The following is a 23,108-nucleotide window of genomic DNA, read 5'->3' as shown; positions in this document are numbered from 1 at the left end:
TGCTTTAACCAACAATTTCAATCCGACTCGAACCTGAGCCAACCGGTTGAACCTGAATCTGTACAGGAATCCGTTCATGCATTTCCTGAATATGCGAAATTAAAATCACTTTACGGCCTTGGCTTTGCAATTGGTCCAGCGCATTCATCACCATGTGCAATGATGATGCATCCAGTGTTCCAAAACCTTCATCAATAAACAGTGATTCGATTTTCATGGAGCCAGAGGCCATATTGGCTATCGCCAAGGAAATCGCCAGAGCAGTGAGGAAGGATTCTCCCCCTGAGAGCGAAGCCACCGAACGGGTTTCGCCGTCCATATCATGGTCGATAATCGCCAGACTGAGCGAGTTATCCAGACGTTTTAAGGTGTAACGCTGTGACAGCATTGCTAATTGCTGATTGGCATATTCCAGCAAAATATCCAGATTATACTGTTGGGCCAAATCACGGAAATCTTTGCCCTTAGCATCGCCAATCAGGCTCGAAATCTTATTCCAGCGGTGCTCCTGTTGCTGAATTTGCTGGATCTGCTCGGCAAACTGTTTTTGCTTGGCAAGATTTTGCTGATGCAGTTCCAGCTGAACTTTATATTGATCGCGTTGTTCAAGCTGCTGTTGCAGTTTGTCCTGATTTAACTGAATCAGTTCAGTCAGCTGTTCCTGCTGGATCTCAGGCTGTTGTTGTTGATGCTCATTGAATTGCTGTTGTGCAGTTTTAAGCGCATAGGCAGCTTCGCTGAGAACACGCTCTGCATTTTGCAGCGTTAAGCGGATCTGCTGTTCTTGGGTAGACGAAATCGCCAGCAACTGACTTAACTGTAGTTCCTCAAACTGGGTGTACTGCGTCAGCCATGCACTAATTTCATTTTTGCATTGAGTCAATGCTTGCTGATTGTGCTGATGCTGGGCTTTGAGCTGTTCCAGTTCATTCTTGTGTTGCTCAAAGTTTTGTCGCGCCAGTTCGAAATTCTGTTTAAGTTGCTGGTATTGATGCTGCACCTGCTGACGTTGCTGATCATGCTGTTGCAACCATTCATTGGCTTTGAGTTCAGTTGAACCAGCCATGGCTAGAATGAGTTGATTGGCAGCCTCACTATTGAGTTGGCCTTTCTTCGCAATGTCCTGCAACTGCTGAGACAGTTCAGCATGTTGGGTATTCAAGGCATTCAGATTTGATACGAATAAATTGAGCTGTTGAGTGAGCTGTTGGTGTTGCTTACTGAGCTGATCGGCTTGTTCAAGCTGTTGCAGGCGTTGTTTTAACTGCTGCACAACCTGTTGCGACTGGCGACGAGGTTGTTCTAGCCAAAGCGTTTTCTCACGACTTTCCAGACAATCTACAATATGCTGAATCTGTTGTTGTAATTGCTGTACTGTTTCGAGTTGATAGGTCGTATTCTGGACAGCTTGATTTAAATGAAGCTGCTGTTTGCTGGCCTGGCTGAGCTGTTGTAATTCCTGCTCAAGCTGTTGTTTTGTCTGTGTAGATTGAATGCTTAAGCCTTGCAGGTAAACTTCGAGTTCAGGTTGCGTCACATTCAAATCGAGTTGAATCTGGGTTTGAGCCAAATAATGCTGTAATTCTTGCTGTTGCGTGTTTAGCTTGTTGTGGGCCTGTTGTAAGGCATTTTGCTGCTGCTTTTGCTCGGATTGCAGTTGGGTAAATTGCTGCTGTGTATGCTGCCATTGTTGAAAGCTTTGCTGTTCTTGCTGTAAAGCCTGTTGTTCCTGCTGTTGTTGTAATGCAAATAAGGCCTTAGACACCTGACTTTCATCATCACGATAGGGATGCTCGGTACTGCCACAGACCAGACAGGCTTCACCTTGTTTCAGTTCAGCACGTAAATGTTCAATATTTTCTGCGTGTAACAGGCGTTGCTGTTGCAGAATATGTTGTAATTTTTCCCGTTCGGTTTTTGCGGCCTGAAATTCACTTTCCGCTTTTTGAGTATTTTGCTCAAGCTGTTGAGATTGGTGTTGTAGTGCGTCCAGGGTTTGTTTGAGTGCTGAGGCTTCATTTTTTAATTGAAAATGGTGCTGTAATTTCTGTTGAATCACATCCAGTTGATTCAGTTGAGTCAACAATTGCTCTTTGTGTACCTGTTTTTGTTCTAGCTTAGACTCCATCTGCTGCGGGCTACCAAACTGTGTAATCAATTGAGCAATTAGGTTTTTATCTTGCTCAAGTTTGGCCTGAGCCTGTTGAATATTCCCAAGGGTATTTTCAACTTTTTGATAGTGTTGAATAAACTGTTCGAGCTGCTGTACATGGGCATGCAGACCCTTATCTAATACCGAGAAGTGACCACTGTGCTGTAATTGCTCAACACAGGTTGCCTGTTGTGTACCGATATGCTCCAGCTTCTGCTCAAGTTGTTGCTGCTGTTGCAATAGAGGTTGTTGCTGAGTTTCAACATGTGCCAGTCTGCTTTTGGTCTTTTTATAATCTTCTGCAATATAATCACGTTCCTGCACATATTTACGAACCTGATTCAACTCATCTTGATGTTGCAGCTCAAAATTCTGAAACTGTTGTAGCGCCGTTTCTGCTTGCGTATAGCGGACTTTTTCCTGCTCAAACGCTGAGGTTAAGTGACTAAAATGTTGCTGTTTCTGCTGCAGTTGTGGTTCAAGCTGCTGCAATACTTTTTGGATTTGCTGCTGTTGAAAAGCAACAGGGCGAATCTCGGAAAAGATATCCAGTTGTTCGAGCAGTTGGCGATCTGTTGCCAATGCAGTATGGGCATTGAGTTGCGTCTCATGCTGCTGTTGTTTGAAGATTACTTCACTTTTAAGCTTTTGTTGCCGCTCAAACCACTGTTGTTGTTGTTTAAGCTGGTTTCGCTCGTTCTCAAGTTGCTGGACCTGTTGTTGGAGCTGTTGAAACTGAGCCTGTAATTCGGCAACTTCCTCATCGGAGCGAATTTCGATATGGCCTAAAACATTTTCCAGCTGTTTACGCTGATTGGTGATTTCTCGGGTCTTTTCAAAGGCCAGTTGTCCAATTTTGGCAAAGATACTTGAATTGGTCAGATACTCCAGCAATTCGCCCCGTTCGGTATCACGGGCTTTTAAAAATGCCGTGACCTCAGACTGTGCCAGTAAAACGGCACGAGTAAATTGTTCAAAACTGAGTTGGGTAATTTGCTGGATATGGCTTTCGACGGCTTTGGTCTTGTCTGCCACCACCACACCGTCGGTGAGACATTTAAGCGAGCGCTGCACACTTTGCAGTTTCCCACTGGCATTTTCACGGGCACGTTTAATTTCCCAACGCGCCTGATAATGTTTTTGGTCTTGTGCCACAAAACACAGTTCAGCAAAGCCGTGTCCTGTACCACGACGTAAAACAGTCAGGGGAGAGTTGGTCAGCAGCTCAGAACCATCCACATCCAGAAGCTTGCCATCACTTTCCTTAAGACGGGGAATTTTATTAAACAGGGCCAGACACATGGCATCTAAAATCGTGGATTTACCTGCACCTGTTTTGCCGACAATGGCGATCAGCCCTGCATTGGCCAACGGGTCGCATTCAAAATCAATAAAGTGTTCGCCTGCAAGAGATGCCAGATTTTTTAGTCGAATCGATAAAATTTTCATGGCAAATCCTTAAGAACTTTGATCATCTTCAAGTTTTTTCTGTGCTTCACTCACCAGACTTAAGAAATCTTTGGTGACGTCATCATCGGCGTGATAGCCCTTTTTCTCCCAGATTTGCTGGAATAGTTTTTCCGGTGTCGGTGGTTCCAGACTAATGCTCTGCTTGGTTTCAGCATTATTTTCATTCGATAAATATTGTCTGGAAATACGCACCAGACGGTAGCGATCCTTCGGCAAGGCATCTTCGAATTGTTGGCGCAAATTCGGCTGTGGAGGAATCGCCGTATGATATTCGATATCGACATATTCACGATGCTCAATATTTTCGATTGGTTCATTTGGCAGGTTGCGAAGGCGTTGCATGACCTCGGTCAGTTCATCCTTAATCTTATAGAGTTGAATGCTTCTTGGGATCGCTAGAGCTTCAAAGCTAAATGACTCTTCACTGTTTGCGGGATCAAGGGTGACTTCAACCACTTGATGCTTATAGTTAATTTCACTAAATGACAGTGGAATTGGAGAGCCGCTATAACGAATATGTGGATGTTGTACTTTTTGTGGTTTATGCAAATGCCCCAACGCTACATAATCGATGCTGTCATCAAACAGGCTGGTAGACAGGGCCTCTTCATTGCCAATGATAATTGGGCGTTCAGAATCAGAAGTTTCCCCGCCTTGCATATGTGCATGCGACATCAGAATCAGCGCTTGATCCTCGGTTTTACGACGTTTGGCTTCTTCGATTAATTGTTGGTGTAGATAAGCAATGGCATTCTGGCTATTGGTGGTATGTTCATTAAATCCCGTGATTTCGGCAGAACGCAAGAAGGGTAAGGCAATACACCACGCGACAATCTGTTTTTGCTCATCATAAATCGGCAGAATTAAACGTTCCAGATCCAGTGTTTTATCTTCCTTCCAGCGAATCACGCCAACCGTTTTGGCATTATATTTGGCCAATAAGGGTTCAACCTGTTCAATTCGGTAGCCTGAATCGTGATTGCCTGCGATCATGAGGGTTTGCATATGCGGTGCAAGTTCATGCGCATCGGCAAGGAATTGGTAGAGCTGTTTTTGTGCCTGAGAACTCGGATTGATGACATCAAAAATATCACCTGCAATCAGCAGGGCATGCGGCTGTTTCTGTTTGATTTGCTCAAGTAACCATGCCAGAAATTGTTCATGTTCATAATGGCGGGAATGATTATAAAAGAACTGCCCCAAATGCCAGTCAGAAGTATGAAAAAAACGCACAGTCATAAATGAATCTAAAAAATGGATTGAACCAGAATAAGGTAGCACGTATTTAAGCGGAAAGGAGAATCTTGCTGAGCAGAAAAGTAGTACATGATCGCGCTTGATCATTTTTAAACGTTGCTCTAGTTTGAAGATAAAGTCATGCAATAAAAAATGAGGCATCGAGATGAGCTTAGGTAAAGTAAGCCGTGAAGTGACGGATCAGATTATGTTGATTGGGCTGGACCGTATGGAAAAACGGAATGCCTTTGATAGCCATATGATTCAGGATTTGTCGCTGGCATTGACGGAATACGAAAATGATCCAGAACTCCGTTGTGCGGTGATTTTTGCACATGGCGACCATTTTACAGCGGGTCTGGATCTGGTTGAGTTACAACCGAAGATATCTGAAGGCATCTTTAATTTTGCGGAACAACAAATTAACCCGTGGGGAACAACGGGCCGGCATCGCAGTAAACCCGTGGTGGTGGCGGTACAGGGAATTTGTTATACCGCAGGAGTTGAGTTGATGCTCAATGCCGATGTGGTCATTGCCAGTGAAAATACCGTCTTTGGTCAGCTTGAAGTGCTACGTGGCATCATGCCATTTGGCGGTGCAACGGTGCGCTTTGTGCAGGCTGCGGGATGGCAAAAAGCCATGCCATATTTATTAACCGGCAAAACTTTTGATGCGAAAACGGCGGATCAACTCAATCTGATTTCCGAGATTGTGGAAAATGGTCAACAGTTGCAGCGAGCCATTGAAATTGCCAAAGAGATTTGCCTCTCCGCACCACTTGCGGTACAGGCTTTATTAGCTTCTGCAACCGATGCGCTAACTCAAGGGCAGATGGCGGCATTTGAAAAGATGAACAGTTATCTGATGCCATTGTTTGAATCACAAGATGCACAAGAGGGTGTCCGTGCCATGTTAGAAAAACGTCCGCCGCAGTTTAAGGGAAAATAATCATTTTGACTTCACTTGAGCCTGATCGGTTATTGCGCCTTTTCATCTAGCTCACAAATACCAAAAGTATTATGGTCAGGATCAAGAAAATAGCCCTGCCAGCAACGATTCGGGATCGCGAATTTATCCATTGCCACAATGCCGCCGAGGCTGAGAATTTTAGCTGCCGTTTCATCAAAATTTTCGACTTCTATGGTACAGGTAAAGGCATTGGTCCCGCATCCTGTGGGTGGAATCGCCACTGGGCGTTGTAGTAAGCCGCCGTGAATTCCATCTGTTTCAATGCGATAATATTCAATCGGCAGGCCTTCCACTTTTTCAAAATGCCAGCCAAATGCAGACTGGTAAAAATGGACGTCGCGTGAAGGGTTGGATGACTGAATTTCAAAATAGGTAACGGTATTCATGATTTTATTCCTTGGTCTTTATTGTGCTTGATTCATTCTAGACAGAACTGGCATGAGCGTGCTAAAGCTTTATGTAAATGAGTAAACTTGTCCTTTCTGATTTGATTACTCAAATAACTTTTATGAGTTTAACTCGAATAGTGGAGATTGATTAAACCTTGATGAAGATAATGAAGTTAGCCGATCATCCTGAATGGTTAGATCAGGCAGCAAATTGGTTTTCGCAGAAATGGGAGATTCCTGTTGAAGCATACCGTGACAGCATGCAGACCTCGATTGAACAGTCACAAGCCATTCCACAATGGTATGTGATTCTGGATGACAGGCAGCACATTATTGCGGGTGCAGGGGTGATTGATAATGACTTCCATGACCGCAAAGATCTGACACCAAATTTATGTGCTTTATTTGTTGAAGAGACTCATCGAAAGCAGAATATTGCCAGACATCTATTAGATTTCGCTCGGACAGAGATGAAAAACGCTGGATTTGAAAAGTTGTATCTGGTGACGGATCTAGATGATTTCTATGAAAAATGTGGCTGGACATTTTTAACGAGGGTCACCGAAGATGATGGTGAGTTGATCAACATGTATGTTGCCGATACCTGATCAAACTCAAATCGCAGGCAAATAAAAACCGACGATTCGAGTGATGATAAATCGTCGGTCAAAATCTTTTTCAATGGTTATGGCTGCTAACACAACCATTGTTAAAGATGGAGAGTCATAATGAAAGGTCACCGAAAACATTGCGGATGCCGTGCAATGTCCAATCGGTTGCTGCGACCTTGTACCCTATATAACGCTGCTGGTTGAGGATTGGTTGACATAAAAATGAAAAAAAAGTGAAAAAAATTTATAATTATTTCTTAAAGCCAGTCTAATTAGGTTTATCTTTATGATTTCATTGCGTTTGTATTATCTCTGGTTTTTTATTATTTGTTTGGCCTCGACGTTAATTGCCGGTGTGCTGGCCGCAATTCTACCCAATAGCTTAGGTGGGGTACTCACTGCAATTCCTTATCTGATCGCGATTATCTTTGTTTTGTTTAAATTTCTCAAGCAACAGTGCCGTGCACCGACTGCGCAAGAGAAAAAGCGCTTAAGCATTGGCTTTAGTCTGATCTTTTGGGGGTACAACGCATGTGGTCTGTTACTCGGCCTTTTCATATTCGCCCGTAAAGATCCTGAAATCTGGCAGAATTTCCTGCTTTATTTAAAACAGCCACAATTTTTACTTGCTGTATTGGGTATGTGGTTTGTGATTGCCTTGCCCTTATTTCTCATTACTTACTGGTTTTATGGGCCGCAGGCACAAAGAATGGCCACAAAGATGTTTCACTAATTAAAGAAAGTTTACTTGTCATTCACTTTTATTCTGCTAAGACTTAGATATCGATCTGATCAATATCATGCAGGATGAGGGTGTAATGCAGAAACAGACGGTTTTAATCACAGGTGCAAGTGGCTTTATCGGTTCGTATTTGCTGCCTTTCTTGTTAGAGCGGAACTATCAAATCATTGCGCTTACCCGTCAGCACAATCGGGTGTCAACGCATTCAGCACTACGTTGGGTAAATGATCTTGATCAAATTGAAACACAACACATTGATTATGTGATTAATCTGGCGGGCGAAAATATTGGCGTAAAACGCTGGACGGAACAACGTAAACAGCAGTTGATACACAGCCGTGTGGCAATGACCGAGCAACTGTATCAATGGCTGGAACAACGGCAAATTTTTCCGACATGTATTATTTCCGGTTCTGCGATTGGTTATTACGGGATTGATCCTCAACAGCAATGGAAGCTTGTTTGTGATGAAAATACGCCACCGCAGGCGATTTTTATGTCTGAGTTGTGCCAGAAATGGGAGCAAACGGCTTTAAAATTTACCCAGCAAAAGACCAAGATTATTCGTTTAGGCGTGGTTTTCGGGCAGGGTGGAATTTTGCCGCAGATGCTGTTACCGATCCGCTTAAATGCTGTTGCCAAAATTGCTTCAGGACAGCAACCGGTGGTGTGGATTCATATTCAGGATGTACTGAATGCCATCCTTTTTCTGCTGCAATCGGATCATCGCCAAAAGGTGTATAACCTGGTTGCTCCTGATCAGGTCAATCAACAACAGTTTGCTCAAGTGGCTGCCCACATTTTAAAGCGCAAACCTTTTATGACCCTGCCCAAATGTGTGTTTACCTTGCTGTTGGGCGAGCAATCACAACTGATCCTCAATGGACAGTATGTGTTTCCCAAGGCTTTGCTGGATCAGGGCTTCCAGTTTCAATATCCTGATTTAAATACAGCCTTAACCGAAATTCTAACAAGACATTAAATTCTGTTGTTTTAAGCGCAAGGGTGAATAGGCTTGGGGATCAACAATGGTCTCTTGCCCTAACAGCAGTTGGCGTAACAGTCGTGCTGAGCCAGAACCCATGCATAAGCCGTTACGGAAATGTCCAAAATTAGCCCAAAGGTTTTCCAGTTCAGGCATGGCACCAATATAGGGAATCCCTTGAGGTGAGCTTGGACGCAATCCAGCCCAACGTTTTACGATGGGGAATTGCGCTAACTCAGGAACCATCTCTAAGCAGGCTGCAAGAATATCCTGTTGGGTCTGTTCATCTACCGCAGTGCTAAAGCCCGTATCTGCCATGCTTGAACCGCACACAATGTGTCCATCTTGGCGTGGAATCAGGTACATCACCCGATTCATGCACATGGTCGGTAACCAGTTTTCAGGAGTTTTAAATAACAGCATCTGTCCTTGGACCGGTTGTACAGGAACATGGCATTGCAGTTGTTCGGCCCATTGCTGACTCCATGCACCAGACGTAATCACGACATGATCTGCTATAAATTTTCGACCATCTTCGGTTTCAATTCCGAGCACTTTGTTATTCTGAATCATTAATTTTTCAACAGGACAATGTTCAAAAAAACGGACGCATGGATGTTGTTTTAAATAGCTGATCAAGGATTGTAATAAACGTGGATTGCGGACATTGGACAGTTGGGGAAAATAGATTGCTTGCTGGAATTGTTGGGAAATATAGTGATTAATCTGTTCGAGTTTGGAGCGATTGAGCAACTCACATTGCTGCATCGGTTCCTGATATCGAGTGGCATAATTCAAGCCAACCTCGAAATCTTCCTGATCAAAGATCAGCATGCCGGTATCGTGGATTTGAAAATCAATGCCAGTGACGGGGAGTAACTTTTCGTTCCAGGTCTGGTACAGCGATTTTCCGTATTGCGCCAATTGATTGACTTCAGGCGCATAACGCCATGGATACATCGGGGAGAGAATACCGCCACCTGCCCATGAAGCGGCTTGGCCTGCTTGTTGTTGATCAAAAATATCGACAGAACAGCCTTGTTCAGCAAGTTCCAATGCTGACATTAAGCCACTAATACCTGCACCAATGATGGCAATATGCATGATAAAGTTAAACCAGTTTAAAGATTTCCCCTCTTTATTAAAGAGGGGCTAGGGGAGATTTATCTCATCTCTTTTAATTTACGTGCTGCATCTTCAGCAAAATAGGTCCAGATCCCATCAGCACCGGCACGACGGCAGCACATCAAAGATTCCAGAATCACGCTGTCAGATAACCAGCCGTTCTGAATCGCACCTGCAAGCATGGCATATTCGCCACTGACCTGATACAGGAAAGTTGGTACGCCAAAAGTATCTTTGACTTCACGTACCACATCCAGATAAGGCATGCCCGGTTTAACAATGACCATATCTGCACCTTCTTGCAAATCCAGTGCGATTTCATGTAAGGCTTCGGCACGGTTGCCAATATCCATTTGGTAATTGTATTTATTGCCACCTTTCAGGTTACTGGCAGAGCCGACCGCATCACGGAAAGGACCGTAGAAGCTGGATGCATATTTCGCTGAGTAGGCCATAATGTTGGTATAGATAAAATCGTTTTGCTCGAGTGCTTGACGAATCGCACCGATACGACCATCCATCATGTCACTTGGTGCAATCACATCAGCCCCAGCTGCAGCATGACTGAGTGCCTGTTTCACCAGACATTCAACCGTTTCATCATTTAACACATAACCTGTGTCATCAATAATACCGTCTTGACCGTGTGTGGTATAAGGGTCAAGCGCGCCGTCGGTAATCAGCACCATTTCTGGTAATTCTTTTTTGAGTAGACGACAAGTGGTTTGAACTAAACCATTTTCGTCCCAAGCGGCTTCCGCGGTTAAACTTTTATCTTGTTGTGGCGTCACAGGGAATAAAGCAAGTTTCGAGACACCGAGTTCAAGCAGGGTTTCCGCTTTCTTTAGCAGTAAATCAGCCGATAGACGTTGCACATTCGGCATGCTTGGAATGTCTTGAGTTTGTTGTTGTCCCGGTAATACAAACACTGGATAAATCAAGTGATCTGCCGTTAAATGCGTTTCGCTGACCATGGCACGAAGTTGGTCATTTTTACGGATACGGCGCATGCGAGTCGCAGGAAAAGCGGGACGATTGAACGTATAAGTCATAACAATCTCGATGTTCAGTATTACACTAGGGGAATAATTGAGGTATTAAGTCACGCCAGGGAGAGCTTGGTGACACCGCTCAATTACGAACCCCGCTATTGTAGCCCCATATTTTTAGATTTGTGCAAAATAATGGAAAGTTATTCTTTCCATTGAGTGTAGGCCGCGTATGAATGATGTAAAGAAAAACTGGACTGGTAATATTCAGTTAGGTGCCAAGGCAGATCACCAGGTGGTCTTGAAACAGCTATGTAAGGCATTTAATGCCTGTCCATTTTTTAAATACAGTGGCATGGTCATGCGCGTGGTGGATGATCAGATTGAAGCCTATGTAGAGATGCAGCCAGAACTGGTCGGGAATCTGGCATTCCAGATTTTACATGGCGGTGTGGCGGCTACGATTCTGGACAGTATCGGTGGTGTAGCAGCGATGGAGCAGCTTTATCGTCGTGCCGCACCCGAAGATTTACCTGATACCATCAAGAAAGTATCCCGTCTGGCCACGGTGGATATGCGAGTCGATTATCTGGCGCCAGGGCGTGGCAAATATTTTATTGCCCGTGCCGAGACCTTACGTCTAGGTCGTAAAGGCTGCACCATGCGCATGACCATGGTCAATGATGAGGACAAGCCGATTGCCACTGCAATCGCATCGTATGCCTATTAACCTGTTAATGCTTATAAATAGAACGATGTGAAGGCCTTTTATGCCACGCTTGAGAGGCTAATTTCATTTTAAAAGCATTTTATTCTCCATTCTTATTGTTTTATAGCAGGCCTAAGGCCTGCTTTTTTTGTGCCTGAATATTCGCACTGCAAGCTGAGTCAAAATGATTCACAAACTGGATAGAGATCTGGAAAAAGTGGATAGAGTCCAGCCATAAATCAGGCTTCAATCAATAAAAGATTTTTATGGATTGGAGGAGATAAAAATGACGACACGTAATATTGCCGAATGGCAGGACTTTGTGAGTGGATGTCTGGACTTTCGCCCGAAAGATGGGGTGTTTCGTATTGCGCGCGAGATGTTCACTGAAGCTGAACTGTTCGATTTGGAAATGGAATTTATTTTTGAAAAAGTCTGGATTTATGCCTGCCATGAAAGTGAAATTCCCAATAATCATGATTTCCTAACCGTTCAGATTGGACGCCAACCGTTAATTATTAGCCGTGATGGTCAAGGTCAACTGCATGCCATGATCAATGCCTGTGAGCATCGCGGTGCGACCTTGACACGCGTTGCCAAAGGCAATCAGTCCACTTTTACCTGTCCCTTCCATGCGTGGTGCTACAAGTCCGATGGCCGTCTGGTCAAAGTCAAAGCACCTGCAGAATATTGTGAAGATTTTGATAAGTCCAGCCGTGGCCTCAAACAAGGACGCATTGCCAGTTATCGCGGTTTTGTCTTTGTCAGTCTGGATACACAGGCTACGGATAGTCTCGAAGACTTCTTGGGGGATGCCAAAGTCTTTCTGGACTTAATGGTAGAGCAGTCACCAACTGGTGAGTTGGAAGTCCTGCAAGGCAAGTCGGCTTATACCTTTGCAGGAAACTGGAAGCTGCAAAATGAAAATGGGCTGGATGGCTATCACGTCAGTACCGTGCACTATAACTATGTCTCCACCGTACAGCATCGCCAACAGGTCAATGCGGCCAAAGGTGATGATCTGGATACCTTGGATTACAGCAAATTAGGGGCCGGTGATAACCAGACGGATGATGGCTGGTTCAGTTTTAAAAACGGTCATAGTGTTTTATTCAGCGACATGCCCAATCCGGCGGTGCGTCCTGGCTATGATACGGTGATGCCGTATCTGCTGGAAAAATATGGTGCCAAGCGAGCTGAATGGGCTATGCATCGTCTCAGAAATCTGAATCTTTATCCAAGTTTATTCTTTATGGATCAGATCAGTTCACAGCTGCGCATTGTGCGTCCAGTGGCATGGAACAAAACTGAAGTGATCAGCCAATGTCTGGCGGTAAAAGGAGAGTCAACCGAAGCGCGTCGTAACCGTATTCGTCAGTTTGAAGACTTTTTTAATGTTTCGGGCTTAGGAACGCCAGATGATCTGGTGGAATTCCGTGAACAGCAAAAAGGTTTTCAGGCGCGTCTGGAGCGCTGGAGTGATATCTCTCGTGGTCATCATCAATGGTGTTATGACATGACTCAAAATGCACAGGATCTCGGGATCCGACCTGTGATTACGGGCCGTGAACTGACGCATGAGGGTTTATATGTCAATCAGCATGGTCATTGGCAACGTTTAATGCTGGATGGCTTAAATCGCAAGGCTTTAAAAATGCAGGATATTACCTATCAACTTGATACAGCAACGGAAGAGGTATAAGTCATGACTGCTGAATTACATTTTGCCGTTTCACAATTTCTTTATCAGAAGTCTGAATTATGCGACCGCTATGACTGGGATGCCTATCTGGAACTGTATGATGAAGATAGTGAGTATCACATTCCGCAATGGATTGATGATCATCGTTATGTCGAAGATCCAAATCAGGGCTTGTCTTATATCTATTATGCAGACCGTTCGGGTCTGGAAGATCGTGTATTTCGTATCCGTACCGGAAAAGCGGCCTCAGCGACACCTTTACCACGCACCCAGCACAGTATTCAAAATGTACAGGTGAAAAGCCTGCCAGATGGCTTGATTGAAGCCAGAGTCGGTTGGAGCACCTTATATAACCGTCAGGGGCTGGAAGGTTGTTTCTATGGACGTGCCACTTACTTGTTAAGACCAACCGCTGAAGGATTCCGTATTCGCCGTCAGCACACGATTTTGCTGAATGACAAAATTGATTCGGTCTTGGATTTTTATCATGTTTAAGGGAGCATCATGATGGGACATTCAGTTGCACTTAATTTTGCCGATGGGAAAACCTTTTTTATTTCAGTCCAAGAGAATGAGTTGTTATTGAATGCGGCTATTCGTCAGGGCATCAACCTACCCTTGGATTGCCGTGAAGGCGTATGCGGAACCTGTCAGGGCCAATGCGAAACAGGCATTTATGAGCAGGAATATGTGGATGAAGATGCGTTAAGTGAACGTGACTTAGCAGAGCGCAAAATGCTGGCCTGTCAAACAAGGGTCAAATCCAATGCGGCATTCTATTTCGATCACAATTCTGAAATTTGCAACGCTGGCGAAACACAGAAAATTGCGACGAAAGTGACTCAGGTTGAACTGGTGTCCGAGACAACCGCGATTTTGCATGTTGATGCCAGTGCATCTGCCAAGCAACTTGAGTTTTTACCCGGCCAATATGCGCGTTTGCAGATTCCCGAGACGGATGACTGGCGTTCTTATTCTTTTGCCAATCGTCCGAATCAGACCAATCAATTGCAGTTTTTAATTCGCTTATTACCCGATGGCGTGATGAGCAATTATTTACGTGAACGTTGCCAAGTGGGTCAAACCATCATGATGGAGGCACCTCTCGGCAGTTTCTATTTGCGTGAGGTTGAACGACCGCTGGTGTTTATTGCGGGTGGAACCGGGCTGTCGGCTTTTTTAGGCATGCTGGACAATATTGCGGAACAAACGAATGCACCTGCAATCCAGCTGTATTACGGCGTCAATCAGGCAACCGACTTATGTGAACAATCCCGTTTGCAAGGCTATGCGGAACGTTTACCAAATTTCAATTATCAACCTATTGTCACGCAAGCTTCGGAGGCTTGGGCAGGCAAAACCGGTTATATCCATGAGCATCTGGATCGGGAGCAACTGGCAGAACAGCCCTTTGACATGTATCTATGCGGCCCGCCACCGATGATCGAGGCTGTTAAAGGCTGGCTGGATGGACAAGCCTTAGACAACTATCGCCTCTATAGCGAAAAGTTTTTACAGAGCAATACGGCTGGTCATTGATCGGCTGTATTGCCAGACGATTAATGTAAAACAGGGGGAGAGGAAATCCCCCAGGTTAAGATAAATCAGCAGTTTGAAAAATTAAAAATCTCAACGTGAGCATACGTTGAAACATCGACTTTTAAGGGAATAAAAATGAAGACAATTGATGTGAATCATGTGATCAATCGGGAGCGGCTGTCACCCTTGCAATGGCTGGTATTTGCCTTGGGCTTTCTAGTGTTTTTCTGTGATGGTTTGGATACCGGAATTATCGGTTTTATTGCGCCTGCCTTGCTGGAGGATTGGGGCATCAGTAAACCTGAATTGGCACCAGTGCTGAGCGCGGCACTGGTGGGGATGTCGATTGGTGCGATTATTTCTGGGCCATTGGCGGATAAATTTGGACGTAAAGGCGTGATTGTGTCCACGACTTTATTATTTTCTATATTTACCATCCTGTGTGGTTTTGCCTCTTCTACCCAAGATCTGATGCTTTACCGTTTTATTACCGGTGTGGGATTAGGCGCAGCCATGCCGAATATCAGTACCATTGTTTCAGAATATATGCCTGCAAAACGCAAAGCTTTCCTCACGGGACTGGCCGGTTGTGGGTTTATGTTGGGCATTTCTTGTGGCGGGGTGTTGTCAGCCTATTTACTGGAAAATCTGGGCTGGGCCAAGGTGGTGATTCTGGGTGGGATTATTCCTTTATTTCTAGTGGTCGCTTTAATCTTGAAATTACCGGAATCTGTACCGTATCTGATTAAAAAAGATCAGCAAAATAAAGCTCAAAGCATTCTGGAAAAAGTTCAAGGTCATGCTTTTGCTGACACGGTCAAAATTGAGTTAGCTCAAGTCGATGTCAATCATACTGATAGTCCTGTCAAAACCGTACTAACGAAATATCTCTGGGGATCAGTCATGCTGTGGCTGTGCTGTTTTATGAGTCTATTGGTATTCTATTTGCTGACCAGCTGGATGCCGACGATTCTAAAAACAGCGGGCTTTAGTACCCAGCAATTTAGCCTGATCGCTTCCATTTTTCCTTTTGGTGGTGTAATTGGTGCGGTGATCATGGGCTGGTATATGGATAAGCTCAATCCAACTCAGGTGATTAAATATGCCTACCTGTCTGCATTTGTGCTATTCATTGTTGCAGGCTTTGTCAGCTCCAGTATTGTGTTACTCGGCATCAGTATTTTCCTGATCGGTGCGCTGTTGACGGGTGCCCAATCGTCACTACTGCCTTTGGCTGCTTTATTTTATCCATCACAGTGTCGTGCAGTGGGGGTGTCGTGGATGCATGGCCTTGGTCGAGTTGGCGCCATTTTCGGGGCATTTTTCGGTTCGTATATCTTTACCTATGAAATCAGCCTCGGTGGTATTTTCTACCTTTTGGCCTTACCGACGTTTATTGCTTTTGTCGCGCTGAGCTTGAAAGCGATGCATCAAAACAAGAAAGCCAATCCTGTGTTAAGCACCAGTTAATGGCAAGAAAGCCCAGTACGCTGACTGGGCTTTTTATTTAACAATGCTTACTCATGTTTATTTCGGGTTTCACTCGGTTTTTCGCCAAATTCATCTTTATATTCCTGAGCAAAACGGCTGAGGTGATTAAAGCCCCAATCATAGGCCAGTTTGGAAATTGAAATCTTTTGATGCTTGGCGGCATTACTTAATATTTTATAAATTTGTTGTAGGCGATATTTACGTAGATAGGCCATCGGACTCAGACCATAATGCTGCTGAAACTCTGCATAAAGCTTGGATTTAGAGACACCTGCCAGGCGCTGTAAACTCTCGGCATCGAAGGATTCACGTGCATGTTGCACAATAAAATTCTTCACTTTACGGATATAGGCGGGTTCCATCTGATTGCTGCGTTCATGCAGGGCTGCAGAATAATTATTTTCCTGAGACAAGAGCAGGGCTTTAATCACAAAATTTTCATAGTCTTCAGAAAACATCGGTAAGCCAGCAAAATCAGCATAATGTGATTTCAGTTGTAGAAAATTTTCAATATTATGCCACCAGGCTTGCATTAATCCGGTCATGCCGAGCGAGATTTCAGGGTTAAACACCAAGGCCTGCTCAAGCGGTTTATTCAGCAGTTCTGCAAGGACCTGATGCAGACTCTGTTCAGGAATCACCACCTGAAATTTTTGACAATCCTGATGAATGACCAAGTCCTGTAAATCCTGATTGGAAACAATGAGCCCTGTATGGGCATCGGATTGGTATTTGGCGCCACCAATACTCAGTGTCTGCTTGCCATGAAAGGGCAGACTGATGCTATAGGCTTTCAGGTGGGAAATATTGATTGCGACATTGGCACCATAACTGATGGTCCCGATGGCCATTTTTTTATGCGGGAGCCGCATACCATCATAATGAAAGTCGAGTGTCTCCCGACACAACGTATCCAGACGGTGTTCGCCACAGATCATCGACATTACATTTTGTGCAAAATCGGCTTGATGCGAATGATGGATAAGATCCATATTTTGGCTGAGTGATGTCATCGTCCTTTCACCTAGCGAAGTGCTTATTGTTTTAGCAGCAAGAAAAATGCCATTTTGTTCCATAAATGACGCTATTTACGCTCATTGCCAGCAATCGGGAATTGAGCAGAAACTCTGATCCAGCTTGGTTTATTAGAACAAATTTGGCTCAATACGCAAGCCCATAGGGAATATATCTTTATGCTTTATAGGTATGTTAAATGCTGTGATCTGCCAGATTGCATGGTTCGTTTCATCAATCAATAAGCAAACTTAAAGTTTTTAATCGTCATTAAAATATCAATTTATAAGAATTGAACGCATCAGTTATTTTTTTTAATCTCGCCATATGATTTTTTGCCGTTAAAATGCGAAATAATTTTTGCGCTTATGTTGCACTTTGGTTTTTAACATTCAGTTAAGTTTGCAAAATTAAACTGATCGGCTGATTAAACCAAAAGTTAAAAATCTCTTTAATTTTCAGGAATAACTTATGACTGACGCTCAAGCCAATTCACAGGATGCCGCTTCAGATTCGGCATCAGATGATGCAATGAAAGCAAAACGTAAAAAATTTCTCGGATTTTTCGCGCTCATTCTCATTCTTGCTGCAATTCTGTATGGCATCTGGGCGTTATTCTTTAATCATTCTGTCAGTACCGATAATGCGTATGTGGGCGCTGAAACTGCACAGATTACCTCAATGGTGAGTGGGCAAGTTTCTGAAGTCATGGTGAAAGATACCCAACAGGTGAAAAAAGGCGATGTGCTGGTGCGCATAGACGAGCGGGATGCCAAGATTCAACTGGCACAGGCGCAGGCAGAACTGGCCAAAGCACAACGCCAATATAAGCAGACTCAGGCAAATAGTAGCTCTTTAAATTCTCAGGTTGTGGTGCGTAATGATGAGATCAGCAGCGCACAGGCGCAAGTGACCAAAGCACAAGCCGATTATGATCGTGCTGCATTGGAATTGAATCGTCGTAATGAGCTTGCTGCGACAGGTGCAATCTCTAAAGAAGAATTAAGCAAGGCACAAAGTGCGGTTTCGACGGCAAAAGCCAGTCTGGACCTGGCTCAGGCGGGTTTGGCACAGGCTACTTCTAGCCGTAAAGCTGCTGAAAGTACTTTCGCTGCCAACGAGGCCTTGATTCAGGGGGTAAATGAAGCCTCAACACCTGATGTACTGGTGGCAAAAGCCCATGTGGAGCAGGCTGCGCTGGATCTGGAACGTACCGTGATCCGTGCACCTGTGGATGGAGTAGTCGCGCGTCGCAATATTCAGATTGGGCAACGTGTTGCACCCGGCACCGTGATGATGTCTGTGGTGCCTTTATCTGCACTCTATGTCGATGCCAACTTTAAAGAAAGCCAGCTGGCGAAAGTGAGAGAAGGCCAGAAGGTCACACTACGTTCCGATCTGTATGGCGATGATGTGGTTTATCACGGGACGGTGCAAGGTTTCTCGGGTGGAACTGGCGCGGCATTTGCCTTGATTCCAGCGCAAAATGCGACAGGGAACTGGATTAAAGTGGTACAACGTTTACCGGTACGTATTACCCTTGATCCCAAAGAGCTTGCACAACATCCATTGCGCGTCGGGTTGTCGATGCAAGCGGATATTGATCTCGCATCGAAGTAATCAGCCATGAAAACGCAAACTCCTTTTGCAGAACTCAGTGGCGGGCGCTTACTACTCGCAGCTTTTGTGATCGCCCTTTCAAATTTTATGGTGGTTCTGGATACCACCATTGCCAACGTATCTGTCCCGCATATTACCGGCAACCTTGCGGTTTCCAGTTCCCAAGGGACCTGGGTCATTACTTCCTATGCGGTTGCTGAAGCGATTTGCGTGCCCTTAACCGGATGGCTTGCAGGGCGGTTTGGGACAGTCCGTGTGTTCATATTCGGTCTGATTGGTTTCACCATCTTTTCATTCCTGTGTGGCTTAGCCACCTCGCTGGAAATGCTGGTGTTTTTCCGTATTGGGCAAGGTCTCTGCGGTGGCCCGTTAATGCCGCTCAGTCAAACGCTGCTCATGCGAATTTTCCCACCAGAAAAACATGCACAGGCGATGGGTCTTTGGGCCATGACCACCGTGATTGGACCCATTCTCGGGCCCATTCTTGGGGGCTTGATCAGTGATAATCTGTCTTGGCACTGGATTTTCTTTATCAATATTCCGGTTGGTATTGTCTGTGCCTTAGCCGCCGTGCGACTGCTGACTGTAGCTGAAACCAAAACCGAAAAATTGCGGATTGATGCGATTGGTTTGGGTTTGTTGGTGCTGTGGATTGGTGCACTGCAATTGATGCTGGACCTCGGACATGAGCGCGACTGGTTTAACAATACCAGTATCATTATTCTGGCGTTGGTGGCCGTTGTTGGCTTTATCGTGTTTATGATTTGGGAGCTGACTGAAAAGCATCCTGTGGTCAATCTGTATGTGTTCCGGCATCGGGGGTTTGCGGTTTCGGTACTGGCACTGGCCTTTGGTTTCGGTTCCTTCTTTGGCAGTATTGTATTGATTCCACAGTGGTTACAGATCAATCTCGGCTATACCGCAACATGGGCGGGTTATCTGACCGCGACCATGGGCTTTGGTAGTCTGACCATGTCACCGATTGTGGCGAAGCTGTCGACCAAATATGATCCGCGGGCATTGGCAAGCTTTGGGCTGGCCTTGCTCGGCGTGGTTACTCTGATGCGGGCATTCTGGGTGACTGATGCTGACTTTATGGCCTTGGCTTGGCCGCAGATTCTGCAAGGTTTTGCCGTGCCGTTCTTCTTTATTCCGTTGTCGAATATTGCAATGGGATCTGTATTGCCCCAAGAAATGGCATCTGCCGCAGGCTTGATGAACTTCCTTCGAACCATGGCTGGTGCGATTGGTGCGTCAATTGCAGTCACCATTTGGGATGATCATGCCAAAGTGGCACGTAGTGAAATGGTCAATAATCTGCATCCGCAAGAAGTGCAAAACAGTTTACTGCAGAATGGATTTTCTCCCGATGCAACGCTGGGCGTGATTGCCAATCTCGTAGATAAAGAAGCCATTACCATGTCAGCCAATCATGTGTTTATGCTACTGGCGATTGTATTTGTCTTTGCCAGTGCCCTGATCTGGATGAGTCCAAAACCGAAAGGCAATACCGGTGGCATGCCGACCCATTAGAAATTCTGAACCAAACAGGCATCTCTCAGGAGATGCTTTTTTATGTATAAAAATAGTGTCTTAAGCCAGAATTGATAGATTTTGCCTGTTTTTATTCAGGCAAGGCATGCCAGAATTCAGCTGCAAATGATGAAAAGACATAATCAAAACAGGGAGGAGCATTGCTGGCAGAGGAACGTCAGCCCCAAATCATTCAATATTATTAAAATTTTATTTTGAGCAAAGATTAAAAGTTTTATCCCTGAGAACAAAGTTGCCCGCATGAAAATTGCATGGATTGGCATACACATATAGTGGAGTTATCACGTGAATCATCGATATTCATTTTGGTTGAGCAGCGTATTGGCTGTTGGTTTATTACAAGGATGTGGGAATGATTCCTCATCAGATCAATCAGGCACAGATCCAAATACAGGCCATCCTTCAACCCCCAACCTGATCGTTGATCAGGACCCAAGTAGCTGTAGCAAACGGGCAGAAGATGGCTCAAGTGTGGTGGTCGGTTCGGATCAGAGTGGTGATCCCGCAGCGCCTGAAGGCGCCTCAGGCTATCGGTTAAACAATACGGTGAAATATGCCGATAAATATATGGTGGTGGCGAACACGCCATTGGCCGTAAAGGCGGGCTGTGACGTCTTGAAAGCGGGCGGCAGTGCGGTGGATGCGGCGGTTGCAGTACAGGCGGTATTGGGTTTGGTAGAACCGCAATCCAGTACCATTGCGGGGAGTGGTTTCATGATGTACTACGATGCTGAAAGCAAAACGATCACCGCCTATGACGGACGGGAAACCGCACCTGCTGCTGCCAATGAATATTACCTGGTTCGACAGGATCTGCATGATCCGGCATCACCTGCACCTGTACCGAGTGCCCGTCGCAGTGGTCGTTCGATTGGTGTCCCAGGGGTCATGCGCTTGCTGGAACAGGCACAACAAGAGCATGGCAAACTGAAATGGAATCAGCTTTTTGATCAGGCCATTGATCTTGCCGATCATGGTTTCCGTATTCCTGGGCGTCTGGCAGATGCAATTGCCAGCAATGCAGACTATCTGGCACTGGATGCCAATGCAGTCGCAACCTATTTCTATCCAGATGGTAGCCCTCGAAAAGTGGGTGAGACCATGACCAACAAAGCCTATGCCAAAACCCTGGAAGCACTTGCAAGTCAAGGGGCAAAGGCAATGTACAGTGGGCCGATGGCGAAAAATATTGTGGCTAAAGCGGGACAAATGGTTGGGGATGATGCAGCTCGGACACCCATCACTCCAAGTTTGATGACCTTACAGGATTTAGCGGATTATAAAGTCAAAAAACGCACGCCAATCTGCACCACTTACCGCGATCGTTACTATGTGTGTACCATGCCACCGCCATCATCAGGTGGGATTGCAGTTGCACAAACGCTAGGCATTTTAGAAAATTTTGAGATGAGTAAATATCCGCCTAAGAACCCAGAGAATGAAGGCGGAATTCCGGATGTCATGGGCGTGCATCTGGTCACAGAAGCTGAGCGACTGGCCTATGCAGACCGCGACAAATATGTGGCAGACACTGATTTTGTAGCTTTACCAGCGAAGGGTATCGCCAGTTTGATTGATAAAAATTACCTGAAACAGCGTGCCGGATTGATCAATCCAGATCAAAGCATGGGCGTGGCGCCAGCCGGTCAATTCAACTCAAATGCAGGGATAGATAAGACCGTTGAACATGGCACCACTCAATTCACCATTGTCGATGCCTATGGCAATGTGGTGTCGATGACCTCAACTGTTGAATCGAGTATGGGTTCATTCCATATGGTGGATGGTTTCCTGTTATCCAACCAGTTAACGGACTTTAGTGCCAATCCAGTCGATCAGACGGGTGCATTACTGGCGAATCGGGTAGAGGGAGGTAAACGTCCACGTAGTACCATGGCACCCACCTTGGTCTTTAAAGGCTCAGCACCGGGTGATTTTTATATGGCAACCGGTTCACCGGGTGGCGGCACCATTATTCAATATGTGGTAAAAACGCTGGTGGGTGCATTGGACTGGAATCTGAATGCCCAACAAGCCACGTCTTTGATGAATTTTGGTGCGACCAATAGTCCAAATACCAATATTGACAGTTCAAATAGCCAGTTATCCTTACTTGAACTGATTGATGCTTTGAAAGCAAAAGGACATGGTATTTCCAATACTGCTCAAACCAGCGGTATTGCGACAATAATGAAAGTGAAGATTGATAATCAAAGCAAATATGCGGGTGGTGTTGATCCACGCCGTGAAGGCATTGTATTAGGCAATGGTGCGTTATAGTTCAAATTCAACAAAAGCTGTCCTTAATGACGGCTTTTCGATTTCGTACTTGAAAAATAAAGTGCAGTCACCATATACAGCAATAAGCGTATATTTTGCTGATTGGTTAGAAATTAAGATTTAAATTCTAACGATCTATGTTATGATTGCGCTGTACTTTGGGGATGTTTCTGGCTTCGACGCTGGTGATGAAACTCATAGATGCATGCCGAGAGCGCATTTTCTCTCGTAAATAAAATTTGCATTTTAATAGTCGCAAACGACGAATCATACGCTCTAGCTGCCTAAGGGCAGCTTGTCCGCTTCACTGAATACTTGTGGTCAGTGAACCCGACTGAAGCGCACGCACACAAGTCCGTATAGTGTTGAGCCTCGGGACACTATACCAAATCTAGAGGATCGCGCTGAGTACCCTGTTCGTCGGGTCGCTTAGCGTTAAAACAATAGACGATATCTAAGCATGTAGTATTCTCGAGCGTAATGCTGGCGGACGCGGGTTCAACTCCCGCCATCTCCACCAAAATATTATT

The 23,108-nt window shown here is 45.1% G+C and carries 18 protein-coding genes and 1 other RNA gene; 13 read left to right on the top strand and 6 right to left on the bottom strand.

The annotated features are described in order from the left end of the window. Window positions 1–4 precede the first annotated feature (4 nt). Window positions 5–3,601 carry an SbcC/MukB-like Walker B domain-containing protein gene (locus tag ACNQO6_RS02970; protein WP_440208042.1) on the bottom strand — a complete coding sequence of 1,199 codons (3,597 nt, stop codon included), beginning with the start codon at window positions 3,599–3,601 and terminating at the stop codon, window positions 5–7. A gap of 9 nt (window positions 3,602–3,610) precedes the next feature. Further along, window positions 3,611–4,861, bottom strand: coding sequence for an exonuclease SbcCD subunit D (locus tag ACNQO6_RS02965; protein WP_343579620.1), 1,251 nt, complete (start codon window positions 4,859–4,861; stop codon window positions 3,611–3,613). Window positions 4,862–5,024: 163 nt separating this feature from the next. Between ACNQO6_RS02965 and ACNQO6_RS02960 the strand changes: the two genes are divergently transcribed. After that, window positions 5,025–5,807 (top strand): crotonase/enoyl-CoA hydratase family protein, encoded by a 783-nt coding sequence (locus ACNQO6_RS02960; protein WP_440208041.1) that lies wholly within the window; start codon window positions 5,025–5,027, stop codon window positions 5,805–5,807. Window positions 5,808–5,836: 29 nt separating this feature from the next. Here the strand turns inward: ACNQO6_RS02960 and ACNQO6_RS02955 are convergent, their stop codons facing one another. Further along, window positions 5,837–6,214, bottom strand: a complete 378-nt coding sequence (locus ACNQO6_RS02955; RefSeq protein WP_343579617.1) for a VOC family protein — start codon at window positions 6,212–6,214, stop codon at window positions 5,837–5,839. A gap of 161 nt (window positions 6,215–6,375) precedes the next feature. Between ACNQO6_RS02955 and ACNQO6_RS02950 the strand changes: the two genes are divergently transcribed. The 3 genes from ACNQO6_RS02950 to ACNQO6_RS02940 all read left to right on the top strand — a co-directional run bounded on the left by ACNQO6_RS02950 (window position 6,376) and on the right by ACNQO6_RS02940 (window position 8,552). Continuing rightward, window positions 6,376–6,825 carry a GNAT family N-acetyltransferase gene (locus ACNQO6_RS02950; RefSeq protein WP_440208040.1) on the top strand — a complete coding sequence of 150 codons (450 nt, stop codon included), beginning with the start codon at window positions 6,376–6,378 and terminating at the stop codon, window positions 6,823–6,825. Window positions 6,826–7,114: 289 nt separating this feature from the next. Next, on the top strand, window positions 7,115–7,561 hold the full coding sequence (locus tag ACNQO6_RS02945; RefSeq protein ID WP_440208039.1) for an ABZJ_00895 family protein: 447 nt from the start codon (window positions 7,115–7,117) through the stop codon (window positions 7,559–7,561). A gap of 85 nt (window positions 7,562–7,646) precedes the next feature. After that, window positions 7,647–8,552 carry a TIGR01777 family oxidoreductase gene (locus ACNQO6_RS02940; RefSeq protein WP_343579614.1) on the top strand — a complete coding sequence of 302 codons (906 nt, stop codon included), beginning with the start codon at window positions 7,647–7,649 and terminating at the stop codon, window positions 8,550–8,552. Here ACNQO6_RS02940 and thiO read toward each other — a convergent pair. Then, window positions 8,538–9,659 (bottom strand): glycine oxidase ThiO, encoded by a 1,122-nt coding sequence (gene thiO, locus ACNQO6_RS02935; RefSeq protein ID WP_343579613.1) that lies wholly within the window; start codon window positions 9,657–9,659, stop codon window positions 8,538–8,540. The genes ACNQO6_RS02940 and thiO overlap by 15 nt on opposite strands. A gap of 59 nt (window positions 9,660–9,718) precedes the next feature. Then, a complete protein-coding gene (gene hemB / locus ACNQO6_RS02930; RefSeq protein WP_005229100.1) occupies window positions 9,719–10,732 on the bottom strand; it encodes a porphobilinogen synthase in 1,014 nt (337 codons plus the stop codon). A gap of 169 nt (window positions 10,733–10,901) precedes the next feature. On the opposite strand from hemB, the gene ACNQO6_RS02925 reads away from it, so the two are divergent. The 5 genes from ACNQO6_RS02925 (at window position 10,902) to ACNQO6_RS02905 (ending at window position 16,089) form a co-directional block, all read left to right on the top strand. Further along, a complete protein-coding gene (locus ACNQO6_RS02925) occupies window positions 10,902–11,399 on the top strand; it encodes a thioesterase family protein (RefSeq protein WP_005229102.1) in 498 nt (165 codons plus the stop codon). A 265-nt stretch (window positions 11,400–11,664) separates the two neighbouring features. Beyond that, entirely contained in the window at window positions 11,665–13,080 is a 1,416-nt protein-coding gene (antA, locus tag ACNQO6_RS02920; RefSeq protein ID WP_032867845.1) for an anthranilate 1,2-dioxygenase large subunit, read from the top strand. Between the two features lie 3 nt (window positions 13,081–13,083). Next, window positions 13,084–13,575 carry an anthranilate 1,2-dioxygenase small subunit gene (gene antB / locus ACNQO6_RS02915; protein WP_440208038.1) on the top strand — a complete coding sequence of 164 codons (492 nt, stop codon included), beginning with the start codon at window positions 13,084–13,086 and terminating at the stop codon, window positions 13,573–13,575. A gap of 6 nt (window positions 13,576–13,581) precedes the next feature. After that, window positions 13,582–14,619 carry an anthranilate 1,2-dioxygenase electron transfer component AntC gene (antC, locus tag ACNQO6_RS02910; RefSeq protein ID WP_440208073.1) on the top strand — a complete coding sequence of 346 codons (1,038 nt, stop codon included), beginning with the start codon at window positions 13,582–13,584 and terminating at the stop codon, window positions 14,617–14,619. Between the two features lie 135 nt (window positions 14,620–14,754). Next, entirely contained in the window at window positions 14,755–16,089 is a 1,335-nt protein-coding gene (locus tag ACNQO6_RS02905; protein ID WP_440208037.1) for an MFS transporter, read from the top strand. Window positions 16,090–16,136: 47 nt separating this feature from the next. Here the strand turns inward: ACNQO6_RS02905 and ACNQO6_RS02900 are convergent, their stop codons facing one another. Next, a complete protein-coding gene (locus ACNQO6_RS02900) occupies window positions 16,137–17,123 on the bottom strand; it encodes an AraC family transcriptional regulator (RefSeq protein WP_440208036.1) in 987 nt (328 codons plus the stop codon). 472 nt (window positions 17,124–17,595) lie between these two features. Between ACNQO6_RS02900 and ACNQO6_RS02895 the strand changes: the two genes are divergently transcribed. From ACNQO6_RS02895 to ssrA, 4 genes are all read left to right on the top strand, one after another. Continuing rightward, on the top strand, window positions 17,596–18,744 hold the full coding sequence (locus ACNQO6_RS02895) for an HlyD family efflux transporter periplasmic adaptor subunit (RefSeq protein ID WP_440208035.1): 1,149 nt from the start codon (window positions 17,596–17,598) through the stop codon (window positions 18,742–18,744). 6 nt (window positions 18,745–18,750) lie between these two features. Next, on the top strand, window positions 18,751–20,277 hold the full coding sequence (locus tag ACNQO6_RS02890; protein WP_343580560.1) for a DHA2 family efflux MFS transporter permease subunit: 1,527 nt from the start codon (window positions 18,751–18,753) through the stop codon (window positions 20,275–20,277). A gap of 306 nt (window positions 20,278–20,583) precedes the next feature. Beyond that, the gene (gene ggt, locus ACNQO6_RS02885) at window positions 20,584–22,578 is read left to right on the top strand and encodes a gamma-glutamyltransferase (protein WP_440208034.1); all 1,995 of its coding nucleotides are present in this window, start codon (window positions 20,584–20,586) and stop codon (window positions 22,576–22,578) included. A gap of 160 nt (window positions 22,579–22,738) precedes the next feature. Continuing rightward, window positions 22,739–23,098: a transfer-messenger RNA gene (gene ssrA, locus ACNQO6_RS02880) on the top strand. Window positions 23,099–23,108 lie beyond the last annotated feature (10 nt).

The sequence above is a fragment of the Acinetobacter calcoaceticus genome (genome assembly GCF_051947995.1).
Taxonomy (GTDB): domain Bacteria; phylum Pseudomonadota; class Gammaproteobacteria; order Pseudomonadales; family Moraxellaceae; genus Acinetobacter.
This window is presented reverse-complemented; position numbering and strand designations above follow the sequence as displayed.

What these genes read in the sequence shown, in the direction of transcription:
- ACNQO6_RS02970 (WP_440208042.1), bottom strand. Translation starts at nt 3,601, where the DNA reads ATGAAAATTTTATCGATTCGACTAAAAAATCTGGCATCTCTTGCAGGC.
- ACNQO6_RS02965 (WP_343579620.1), bottom strand. Translation starts at nt 4,861, where the DNA reads ATGACTGTGCGTTTTTTTCATACTTCTGACTGGCATTTGGGGCAGTTC.
- ACNQO6_RS02960 (WP_440208041.1), top strand. Translation starts at nt 5,025, where the DNA reads ATGAGCTTAGGTAAAGTAAGCCGTGAAGTGACGGATCAGATTATGTTG.
- ACNQO6_RS02955 (WP_343579617.1), bottom strand. Translation starts at nt 6,214, where the DNA reads ATGAATACCGTTACCTATTTTGAAATTCAGTCATCCAACCCTTCACGC.
- ACNQO6_RS02950 (WP_440208040.1), top strand. Translation starts at nt 6,376, where the DNA reads ATGAAGATAATGAAGTTAGCCGATCATCCTGAATGGTTAGATCAGGCA.
- ACNQO6_RS02945 (WP_440208039.1), top strand. Translation starts at nt 7,115, where the DNA reads ATGATTTCATTGCGTTTGTATTATCTCTGGTTTTTTATTATTTGTTTG.
- ACNQO6_RS02940 (WP_343579614.1), top strand. Translation starts at nt 7,647, where the DNA reads ATGCAGAAACAGACGGTTTTAATCACAGGTGCAAGTGGCTTTATCGGT.
- thiO (WP_343579613.1), bottom strand. Translation starts at nt 9,659, where the DNA reads ATGCATATTGCCATCATTGGTGCAGGTATTAGTGGCTTAATGTCAGCA.
- hemB (WP_005229100.1), bottom strand. Translation starts at nt 10,732, where the DNA reads ATGACTTATACGTTCAATCGTCCCGCTTTTCCTGCGACTCGCATGCGC.
- ACNQO6_RS02925 (WP_005229102.1), top strand. Translation starts at nt 10,902, where the DNA reads ATGAATGATGTAAAGAAAAACTGGACTGGTAATATTCAGTTAGGTGCC.
- antA (WP_032867845.1), top strand. Translation starts at nt 11,665, where the DNA reads ATGACGACACGTAATATTGCCGAATGGCAGGACTTTGTGAGTGGATGT.
- antB (WP_440208038.1), top strand. Translation starts at nt 13,084, where the DNA reads ATGACTGCTGAATTACATTTTGCCGTTTCACAATTTCTTTATCAGAAG.
- ACNQO6_RS02905 (WP_440208037.1), top strand. Translation starts at nt 14,755, where the DNA reads ATGAAGACAATTGATGTGAATCATGTGATCAATCGGGAGCGGCTGTCA.
- ACNQO6_RS02900 (WP_440208036.1), bottom strand. Translation starts at nt 17,123, where the DNA reads ATGACATCACTCAGCCAAAATATGGATCTTATCCATCATTCGCATCAA.
- ACNQO6_RS02895 (WP_440208035.1), top strand. Translation starts at nt 17,596, where the DNA reads ATGACTGACGCTCAAGCCAATTCACAGGATGCCGCTTCAGATTCGGCA.
- ACNQO6_RS02890 (WP_343580560.1), top strand. Translation starts at nt 18,751, where the DNA reads ATGAAAACGCAAACTCCTTTTGCAGAACTCAGTGGCGGGCGCTTACTA.